Below are 9398 nucleotides of genomic sequence, written 5' to 3'. Positions count from 1 at the left end.
ACTTTTCAAGATTTCTGACCGCGCCTTTGTCAGCGCTGGTTGCCAGCAACGCATAAGCCTTCAGTGCTGCCGAGACTTTGCGCGGTCGCGACAACTCGGGCTTCCAGCCTTTCTCATTCCGCTCGTCACGTCGACGATCGAGTTCGTTCTGGTCTATCTCCACGTTGATGGACCGGTTGGGAATGTCGATACGGATCAGGTCACCGTTCTCAATCAACCCAATGGCGCCGCCTGCAGCCGCCTCAGGGGAGGCATGGCCAATGGAAAGCCCAGAGGTGCCACCGGAGAAGCGGCCGTCAGTCAGCAGGGCACACTCTTTACCCAGCCCCTTGGACTTCAGGTAACTGGTGGGATAGAGCATTTCCTGCATACCTGGGCCGCCCTGAGGGCCTTCGTAGCGAATAATCACCACCTCTCCAGGCTGGACCTCGTCGTTGAGGATGCCTTCGACCGCGGTATCCTGGCTTTCGAATACCCGTGCCTTGCCTTCGAAGACGTAGATGCTCTCGTCCACGCCGGCCGTCTTGACCACGCAGCCATCCAGGGCAATATTGCCAAACAGAACGGCCAGGCCGCCTTCCGAGGAGTAGGCGTTTTCAACGGAACGAATGCAACCTGTCTCGCGGTCGCCGTCGAGGGAGGGCCAGCGAGTGCTCTGGCTGAAGGCTGTCTGAGTGGGGATGCCAGCAGGGCCGGCCTTGTAGAACTCGACCACTTCAGAGGTGGGCTCCTGCATGATGTCCCAGGTTTTCAGGGCCTCACGCATGGTCTTGCTGTGCACAGTGGGCAGGTCGGTGTTGATCAATCCGCCCCGTTCCAGCTCGCCGAGGATGCCCATGATGCCACCTGCGCGGTGAACGTCCTCCATATGATACTTGGGGGAATTCGGTGCTACCTTGCAAAGTTGGGGTACCCGGCGGGACAACTGGTCAATCTCATTGAGAGTAAACGGTACGCCGCCTTCCTGAGCCGCTGCCAGCAAATGCAGGATGGTGTTGGTGGAGCCGCCCATGGCGATGTCCATCACCATGGCGTTCTCGAATGCTTCCATTGAGGCAATGCTCAAAGGCAACACACTGGCGTCGTCATCCTCGTAATAGCGGCGGGCATTCTCCACAATCTGTCTTCCGGCTTTCAGGAACAGGGCTTCGCGGTCCGAGTGGGTAGCGAGCATTGAGCCATTCCCGGGCAAAGCCAGGCCAATGGCTTCGGTGAGGCAGTTCATGGAGTTGGCTGTAAACATGCCGGAACAGGAGCCACAGGTAGGGCAGGCACTGCGTTCGTACTCGGCGACGGTTTCGTCATCCGCATTCGGGTCGGCGGCGATGACCATGGCGTCCACAAGGTCGAGTTTGTGTTCCGAGAGCTTGGTCTTACCGGCTTCCATGGGACCACCGGAGACGAAAATGGCGGGAATGTTCAGGCGCATGGCGGCCATCAGCATCCCCGGGGTGATCTTGTCGCAGTTGGAGATGCAGACCAGGGCATCAGCGCAGTGGGCGTTGACCATGTATTCCACGGAGTCGGCGATGATCTCGCGGGAGGGCAGGGAATACAGCATCCCGTCGTGCCCCATCGCAATGCCGTCGTCCACGGCAATGGTGTTGAATTCCTTGGCAACGCCGCCGGCTTGTTCGATTTCCCGGCAGACCAACTGCCCCAGATCCTTGAGGTGTACATGGCCGGGAACGAACTGGGTAAAGGAGTTGGCAACAGCGATGATGGGTTTGCCAAAGTCTTCATTCTTCATGCCGGTGGCGCGCCAAAGAGCACGTGCGCCAGCCATATTGCGGCCTGCGGTGGATGTCCGCGAACGATACTGGGGCATGGTTGTCTGGTCTCTCTTCTTCAACTGGGTCGGAAAATGGAACGCAAGAGGATACCAGATTACCCCTTGATCGCATGGTTGTTTTGAGATTCCGCGCTTACAATGTGTAACAGAACGAACGAATAACTGATCGAGGAGTAGTCCTATGGCTGGCCAGGAAAGCCTGCCTCTGCGTCGTCTCAAACAGTTTCAACCCTTGAACCGGTTGACGGATGACCAGTTGGTTTTGCTCGCAAGTCGGGCGGAGAGAAGAACCCACGGCCCGGGTCAGCGAGTGGTGGAGCGCGGCGTGCGGGATGGTCTGGACATATTCCTGATCCACGGCAGTGTAGAGTTGGAGTCTATTGACGGTCGCAAGTCCACCATAGAGGCCGATACCGACAAGGCTATTAATCCCATTGCCCGACTGCAGCCCCGGATGTACAACGTGACCGCCATCAAGGCGAGCGAATTCCTGGTGATTCAGCAGGACATCCTCAACCAGCTATTGCGGGCCGCACCGGTGCCACAGGTGGAAATGGATTCCGGTGACGGGGTTGGCGATGAGAGCAGCGAAGAACACCATCTGCTGATGGAGTTTTATGCCGAGCTGCGTTCCAATCAGTTGACCCTGCCCAGTGTGCCGGATGTGGCCTGGAAAGTGCGCAGGACCGTAGACCGAGAAGATTCCACGGCGGATCAGGTTGCCAGTGCCATCTCGGCGGACCCGTCCATGGCCGCCAAACTGGTTCGGGCCTGCAACAGCCCCCTGTACCGCGGGTTCAGCGACGTTCGCAATGTTCGCGAAGCCGTTATCCGGTTGGGCATGCGTACCACGCGCCAATTGGTTACGGTGTTTTCGATGCGCGAGGTGTTTAAAACCAGGCAGGCGTCGCTGCAAAAGGAAATGGACAAACTCTGGCGCCATTCCCGTGAGATGGCGGCACTGTGTTGGGTGCTCGCGGATAGTGCGACTTCCATCAACCCGGAAGAGGCGTTGCTCGCGGGGCTGTTGCACGATATCGGAGTCGTGCCGGTGCTGGTGCAGGCGGAGCATCACGTTAACCTGTTTGCCGACCAGGCCAATCTTGAGCATGCCATCGGCGAACTCAGGGCTGATGTGGGAACCGCGATTCTGGAAAGCTGGTCGTTCCCTGGCAGCTTTCTGGAGGCGACAAGGCATGCAGAGGACTGGGGATATGAGTGCCGGGAATCCTCTCCCCAGCTGGTGGACATCGTGATTGTCGCCCAGTTGCATGCGATGATTGGGGCCAGTCAGAACAGTGCCCTGCCACCGTTTGACGAGGTGCCTGCCTATCGTCGCCTTGGTGAGCTTGAGCTGAACGCGTCCAAAAGCCTGCAACTGCTGACGGAAGCCCGTGCAAGGGTGGATGAAGTTCATCGCCTGCTTTCAATTCATTGAGGATATGACAGGGTCGTCATTCCTCTGGAGCCCGTTTACTGGTGACAATACCAACAATGAATGTACCTCTTTTCCCGCTGAACTCTGTTGTGCTGCCCGGGGGACGGATTCCCCTGCAGCTGTTCGAGCCCAGATACATCGATATGCTCACCCGTTGCCTCAAGGAAGATCGGGGATTTGTGGTCGTGCTGCTTCGGGAAGGTCTGGAAACGGGCAAATCGGTGGCTTTCTACGATATCGGCACCTATGTTCGCATTATTGATTTCCAGCAGATGGATAACGGGTTGTTGGGTATTACGGTTGAAGGCAAGGACAAGGTAACGGTGGTGCGTTCCTGGCAACAGCCGGACGGACTGAATGTTGGGGACGTGGAGTGCCTGCTGGCGGAGGAACAAACGCCTGTTCCTGAGCGTTTCGCGGAACTACCCTCAGTGTTGAAAGCGTTGTTCCGCCATCCGGTCGTCCGGGAGCTGGATATGGACGTAGACTTCGACGACGCCAGGGATGTGGGCTGGCGGCTGACTGAGTTACTACCACTGGACAAGCAGGAAAAGCAGCGGCTGGTGGAACTCCAGGCGCCCCTGGAACGCCTGGAGCGTCTGTTGGGGTTGCTGGAAGCGCTGGAAGAAAGCTGAAAAACGGTTGCTACGAAGCGGTGACACTGTAGAGCTGAATCGCGTCTGACCATTGAGTCGTTATATACCAGGCCACGAAGGCGAGCCATCCCCACCCCGCCATCAATAACGTTCCGTCCGCTGCCAGTGGGACGTTGTCGTAGCGGCTATAGCTGGCCCTGACGAACCCGCAGATGGATAGCCCCAGAAACACCCCCGCCACGACATCGGTAAACCAGTGAACGCCCAGGTAAAGTCGGCTTAGCGCGCCAAGGATAATGGGAATGCTGAAAAGTAGGTAGTAGCGCCAGCGTCTGATATTCCGGCTTTCCCTGGCTATAAAGCTTGCTGCCAGGGTAGAGAGAACGGTGACGCCGGTGGCGTGGCCACTGGGGAAAGCACCTGAATCCGGAGGTCCGAAGACAACATCCGGCCGTGGTATCGCGGTCAGGTATTTGAAGCCCCAGACCAGCACGGTCGTGAGCAGTGCTGCTCCCGCCACGTGGATGGCGGCGGCGTAGTAACCGCGAAAGTAAAGGGCCAGGGCGCTCAATGCAGCTGCTGCCAGCAGTACCGGCGGATCCCCGAGAAGCGTTAGCAGGATCATTACCGGATCCAGCAGCGGGGTCCGCAGCTGAGAAAACCACTGCAGGGTCAGGTTATCAAACGGCGCCAGCAGTTGGGTGGCGGTGGCCAGTTGGCCCCAGATCATAAACAGGGCCCCGGCTCCCAGTGCCAGCGACAATGACGGCAGGGGAAACTCACCAGCCTGCGCGGGCCGCTGACTGGTATACAGGCGCCAGAAGCGGTGGGTCGAATCGTAGCGGGCCGTGAGGCGTGCCAACCACAGGTAGAGCTGGCTGCCGTGTCCAAGACCAAGCTGGAAGCGGAAAAGCAACAGGTAAATCACCAGCAGTATTGCGGCACTGATTGCGATGACGGGGTAGAAGTGAGCAGGTGGTTCGAACTCGCTGGCCAGGGCGCTGCCAACCAGATACCCCGGCAATATATAGACTGGCGCCCAGGCTACAGCCGATGACAGGTTGAAGGCCAGGAACCGTCTCCAGGGCATCATAAACGCGCCAGCGATGAGCGGAATGATCGGCCGTATCGGGCCCACGAAGCGCCCGATAACGACGCTTTTGCCGCCGTGACGATGGAAGAAGGCCTCGCCTTTGCCGATGAAACCCGGGAAACGATTCAGTGGCCACAGCCTGTCCAGGCGTCCCTGGAACAGTCTGCCGAGGGCGAAGCTGATGCCGTCGCCAGCAACGGCGCCGGCGCCAGCCCAAAACAGGACTTCGGCTACCGGTATGGCCACCTGGCCAGACAGCACCGCCACGGCGAACAGGATGGCGACCCCGGGGATAAGGATGCCCGCAAAGGCGAGAGACTCGAGGAATGCTGTGAGGAACAACGCCGCTGACAGCCAGCCTGGGTTGGTTGACAACCAGTCGGTCAGTGACTGTAGCCACTCCGGCATCATGATGGGCGAACATCTCCCTGGCTGTACCACACCGAATCGGCGCCGCGTTTGCGGGCTTCCTCCAACGCATGCCTGACCCGCTTTCGCAGGTCCGCTGTGCGGGTGTCGGTGCTGGCTCGGGTGGTGCAGCCGAGGCTGACAGTCACTTTTCCGGCCAGAGGCCAGTTCTGTTCTGCGATGGTCCGTCGAATCCGTTCGGCGATGACGCGTACACCTTCTTCCGGGGTGAAGGGCAGGATCAGGAAAAACTCCCCATCTTCAAGCGTGTAAAGGGTATCGCCAGCGCGGATAACGTCAAACAGGTGTTGGGTGAGATCCCTGAGCAGCCGCTGCATGCCGGCCTGACCGTGTAGGTCTTCGGCTTCCTCGGCGTAATCAATGGCCAGGGAAATCACCGACAGGGAATGCGACATGGCGATTGCCCGGGAAATCTCCTTTTGCAGGGTTTCGTCCAGGAAGCGCGCGTTGTGGGCGCCGGTTACCGGATCGGTAATGGCGAGATCTTCTGCCGATTGTGCCATGTGGTCGTAGTGCCAGATATAAAGCGCGGCCACCGCGACCAGCGCAAACACCCCTGAACTGATGGTTACGGCGTACATCATGGGGGATGACAGGAGCAAGAAGAGCGCCAGGGCGACCAGCAGCAACAGGGAAAGGATCAGCCCCTGTCGCAGCGGAAGGATCAGCAGATTCAGCACAACCAGGGGCATAACCCAATGACTGATGCCGGGCGGGTCAAGGGCAAACATGGCTGCCACCAACCCACTGTTCAGAGCCGTCAGAATAATGAGATGCCCCGGCGCCGACAACTGGCGGCGGCGACAGATGAAGGTATAGCCAGCGCCTGCGACCGTCAGCAAGGCCATTCCGGCGGCCAGGAAGAACAAATCATAAAATCCGTAACGAAGGTTCTGGAACGCCAGGCTGGCAATGAAAAAACTGGCAAACGCATAACCGGCCAGATGGGTAAAACTTCTCAAGCGGGTTTCAGTCATAACGCCGGCCCTTCCGTCCGGGGTGGAGGCGATGTGTGTGTCCAGGTACTGTAGGACTGGGCGCGGTCGCCCCCTTGTTGTTGGGCTCGCCGCAAAGCATTGGCAGCGGATTGCTGCAAGCTGTCGGCATCATCGCCGATATTCAGGCCGGCTATTCCCGCACTGACCGTCAGATGCAGTTGGTGGGAGGCAAGCAGGGTGCGTAATCCTTTACGGATCGTCTCCGCCAGTGATGCTGCCTCTGCCGTGGGAATACCTGGCAGGATAATCAGGAATTGCAGGTCTGCTACCCGGTAGTAGGTGTCGAAATCCCGCAGCTGGGAGTGCAGATAACGGCCGATCCGTGGCAGGATGGAGCGTATGTCGGCATCCGGGTCGCTGTCGCTAAGATGGGTGTCCAGGCCGATCATGATCACCGACATATCGGTGCCTTCCCGTTCACCGCGTTGGATTTCCTTGTGCAGATCAGCCGTCAGGTATTCACGGCTGGCGGCTTGGGTCAGTTCGTCGGTCCGGCGCAGGGGCGCAAGTTGTCGCGACTTATATTCACGCAGGAATACCAGCAGGCCCGAAAGCATAACGGTCAGCAGCAGTGCGCTGAGCATCTGGTGGCGTTCGGGCAATCCGGCGGACCAATGGGTGGCAGACATCGCAAGAACGGCGCAGAGCGCGGTAATGGCCGCCGCCCAGGTGACGGGCAGCAGGGCAAAGCCGACCAATGGTGCTACGTAAAGCCAGTGGGTCAGGCTCCAGGGCCCTGTCCAGAGGCTGGTGGCCAAAAGCGACAGCAGTGCCGCAAAAAGCAGCCGATGGATCGCGGGCCAGGGTTGTCGAGAGCGTCCGGGGTGAAAGGTGTTGCCGCTTAAGACCAGTGCTGCGGCGACAATGGCAGTGATCGCTGTCAGCGTCTCCCGTTGGATCACTGCAAACGCGGCAATGGCGATCAGGATCAGGAATCCAGTTCTCGACAGGCGGCTCAACAGGAATTTTTCGGCCATCTGGGCCATGGTATCCGTCCTCTCCCGGGCGTCTGTGTTTTAAAGCATACAGCAGGTTTTGTTCAATGACCCGCGGAATAAAGTGTCTCAGGACGGTATAATAATCACTTGGGATGCGTACTTGAAACGGGAAAGGTAAAGTTAGGCCCTGATTCGCACAATCGGTTTAAACATTGAAAGGTAATCGGATGGATATTGCAGCTTATATGGCAGAGGTTGGGCAGCAGGCACGGCAGGCCGCGACGGCGGTGGCGCGTTCCACAACGGCTGTTCGCAACCAGGCGTTGCTGGCAACGGCCGAGGCTCTGGATGCTGCGCGTGATGAGCTTGCCGCAGCCAATGCCAGGGATCTGGAGGGTGGCCGTGCCAGCGGCCTGGAAGCGGCGATGCTGGACCGGCTGGAGCTGACCCCGGAGCGCATCGATACAATGATTGAGGGGCTGCGCCAGGTGGCCTCGTTGCCGGACCCGATTGGCGAAATTACCGATATGACGTATCGCCCCTCGGGCATACAGGTGGGGCGCATGCGTGTGCCGTTGGGTGTTATCGGTATCATTTACGAATCCCGGCCCAACGTGACCGTGGAGGCTGCCAGCCTTTGCCTGAAGTCTGGAAACGCCACTATTTTGCGGGGCGGCTCCGAGGCCATTCATTCCAATCAGGCCATTGCGGCCTGCCTGGCCAGGGGGTTAAAGGAATCGGGTCTGCCAGAAAGTGCGGTACAGGTTGTGAAAACCACCGACAGGGAAGCCGTTGGCGAATTGATCACCATGCCCCGGTTTGTGGATGTGATAGTCCCAAGAGGTGGTAAGGGCCTGATCGAGCGCATCAGTCGTGATGCGCGCGTACCTGTGATCAAGCACCTCGATGGTATCTGCCACGTGTATATCGACAGTCATGCTGATCCCGAAAAAGCCCTGAGCATAGCGGTGAACTCCAAAACTCAGCGGTACGGCACCTGCAATACCATGGAAACACTGCTGGTGGACCAGGAAATCGCGGCTGATATTCTGCCATTGCTGGCGGACGCCTTCCGGGACAAAGGTGTGGAGCTCAGAGGTTGTCCGCAGACAATGGACATTCTTCCCGATGTTGTTCGTGCCACTGAGGACGACTGGGGCACGGAATACCTGGCCCCGGTGCTTGCGGTAAAGGTGGTCGACGGGCTTGATGGCGCGATCGAACATATCAATCGTTACAGCTCTCAGCATACCGACAGCATTGTCACGGAAAACTATACCCGGGCCCGCCGATTCATGACGGAAGTGGACTCCAGCTCCGTCATGGTCAATGCTTCGACCCGTTTTGCAGACGGTTTCGAATATGGCCTAGGTGCTGAAATCGGCATCTCCACAGATAAGATTCACGCTCGTGGGCCAGTTGGCCTTGAAGGTCTGACATCGCAGAAGTACGTGGTGTTTGGCGACGGCCATATCCGGACCTGATTGCGCATGCATGTGATCTATGGCGGAACCTTCGACCCGATACATCACGGCCACCTGCGGCTCGCAGTCGAGCTAAGGGAGCGGTTGGGGGTGGCGAGAGTGGCTTTGATGCCCTGCCACGTGCCTCCTCATCGTGATGTGCCGGGTGCCACGAGCGCACAGCGTCTGGCCCTGCTGGAACTGGCTATTGCTGGCGAGCCCGGGCTGACTCTGGATGACCGGGAGTTGGGGCGGGAAGGCGCGTCCTACACCGCGGAGACGTTGACCCAACTGAGGGCGGAGATCGGTCCCGACGAGCCGCTCGCCATGGTTTTGGGTACGGATTCTTTCGCCGGTTTCGACCGCTGGCAGGAATGGGAGCGAATTCCCGAACTGGCACACATTGTCGTTGTGCAACGGCCGGGACCGGGTCTGGCATCGGATGGCGTACCAGCGCAATTGTTGAGCCAACGCTCAGTCGAGCGTGTAGAGGCCTTGTTCAGCGCGCCTTGTGGCCACATCCTGCAACTCGACCCACCGTTGCTTGATATCTCCGCCACCGGTATTCGCGATCGGATTCTTTCCGGCCTCTCCCCCCGTTACCTCCTGCCCGATCTGGTGTGGCGGGAAATTCAGCGCCAGGGACTTACG

The 9398-nt window shown here is 58.9% G+C and carries 8 protein-coding genes; 4 read left to right on the top strand and 4 right to left on the bottom strand.

From position 1 onward, the window contains the following. On the bottom strand, nucleotides 1-1828 hold a 1828-nt coding region (ilvD, locus tag MDG893_RS19840; protein WP_007155630.1), incomplete at its 3' end, for a dihydroxy-acid dehydratase. Nucleotides 1829-1973: 145 nt separating this feature from the next. Here ilvD and MDG893_RS19835 point away from each other — a divergent pair. Both MDG893_RS19835 and MDG893_RS19830 read left to right on the top strand, forming a co-directional pair. Then, the gene (locus MDG893_RS19835; RefSeq protein ID WP_007155629.1) at nucleotides 1974-3230 is read left to right on the top strand and encodes an HDOD domain-containing protein; all 1257 of its coding nucleotides are present in this window, start codon (nucleotides 1974-1976) and stop codon (nucleotides 3228-3230) included. Nucleotides 3231-3286: 56 nt separating this feature from the next. Beyond that, nucleotides 3287-3865 carry an LON peptidase substrate-binding domain-containing protein gene (locus tag MDG893_RS19830; RefSeq protein WP_007155628.1) on the top strand — a complete coding sequence of 193 codons (579 nt, stop codon included), beginning with the start codon at nucleotides 3287-3289 and terminating at the stop codon, nucleotides 3863-3865. Between the two features lie 10 nt (nucleotides 3866-3875). On the opposite strand, the gene MDG893_RS19825 is transcribed toward MDG893_RS19830, so the two are convergent. Genes MDG893_RS19825 through MDG893_RS19815 form a run of 3 tightly spaced genes read right to left on the bottom strand, consistent with a single transcriptional unit; the run spans nucleotide 3876 to nucleotide 7332 of the window. Then, nucleotides 3876-5330: a bifunctional DedA family/phosphatase PAP2 family protein gene (locus MDG893_RS19825; protein WP_007155627.1), complete on the bottom strand. Its 1455-nt coding sequence runs from the start codon at nucleotides 5328-5330 to the stop codon at nucleotides 3876-3878. Next, nucleotides 5327-6325, bottom strand: a complete 999-nt coding sequence (locus MDG893_RS19820; RefSeq protein ID WP_007155626.1) for a GGDEF domain-containing protein — start codon at nucleotides 6323-6325, stop codon at nucleotides 5327-5329. The genes MDG893_RS19825 and MDG893_RS19820 overlap by 4 nt, the downstream gene beginning before the upstream one ends. Further along, nucleotides 6322-7332: a GGDEF domain-containing protein gene (locus tag MDG893_RS19815; protein WP_007155625.1), complete on the bottom strand. Its 1011-nt coding sequence runs from the start codon at nucleotides 7330-7332 to the stop codon at nucleotides 6322-6324. Before MDG893_RS19815 ends, MDG893_RS19820 begins: the two co-directional genes overlap by 4 nt. A gap of 179 nt (nucleotides 7333-7511) precedes the next feature. On the opposite strand from MDG893_RS19815, the gene MDG893_RS19810 reads away from it, so the two are divergent. Beyond that, the gene (locus tag MDG893_RS19810) at nucleotides 7512-8768 is read left to right on the top strand and encodes a glutamate-5-semialdehyde dehydrogenase (RefSeq protein ID WP_007155624.1); all 1257 of its coding nucleotides are present in this window, start codon (nucleotides 7512-7514) and stop codon (nucleotides 8766-8768) included. Nucleotides 8769-8774: 6 nt separating this feature from the next. After that, the coding region (nadD, locus tag MDG893_RS19805) for a nicotinate-nucleotide adenylyltransferase (RefSeq protein WP_040474824.1) at nucleotides 8775-9398 on the top strand (624 nt) is incomplete at its 3' end.

Origin of the sequence: Marinobacter algicola DG893 (assembly GCF_000170835.1) — a bacterium.
Lineage (GTDB): Bacteria > Pseudomonadota > Gammaproteobacteria > Pseudomonadales > Oleiphilaceae > Marinobacter > Marinobacter algicola.
This window is presented reverse-complemented; position numbering and strand designations above follow the sequence as displayed.

Coding starts and splice junctions, on each gene's coding strand:
- MDG893_RS19835 (WP_007155629.1), top strand. CDS start 1,974: ATGGCTGGCCAGGAAAGCCTGCCTCTGCGTCGTCTCAAACAGTTTCAA.
- MDG893_RS19830 (WP_007155628.1), top strand. CDS start 3,287: ATGAATGTACCTCTTTTCCCGCTGAACTCTGTTGTGCTGCCCGGGGGA.
- MDG893_RS19825 (WP_007155627.1), bottom strand. CDS start 5,330: ATGATGCCGGAGTGGCTACAGTCACTGACCGACTGGTTGTCAACCAAC.
- MDG893_RS19820 (WP_007155626.1), bottom strand. CDS start 6,325: ATGACTGAAACCCGCTTGAGAAGTTTTACCCATCTGGCCGGTTATGCG.
- MDG893_RS19815 (WP_007155625.1), bottom strand. CDS start 7,332: ATGGCCCAGATGGCCGAAAAATTCCTGTTGAGCCGCCTGTCGAGAACT.
- MDG893_RS19810 (WP_007155624.1), top strand. CDS start 7,512: ATGGATATTGCAGCTTATATGGCAGAGGTTGGGCAGCAGGCACGGCAG.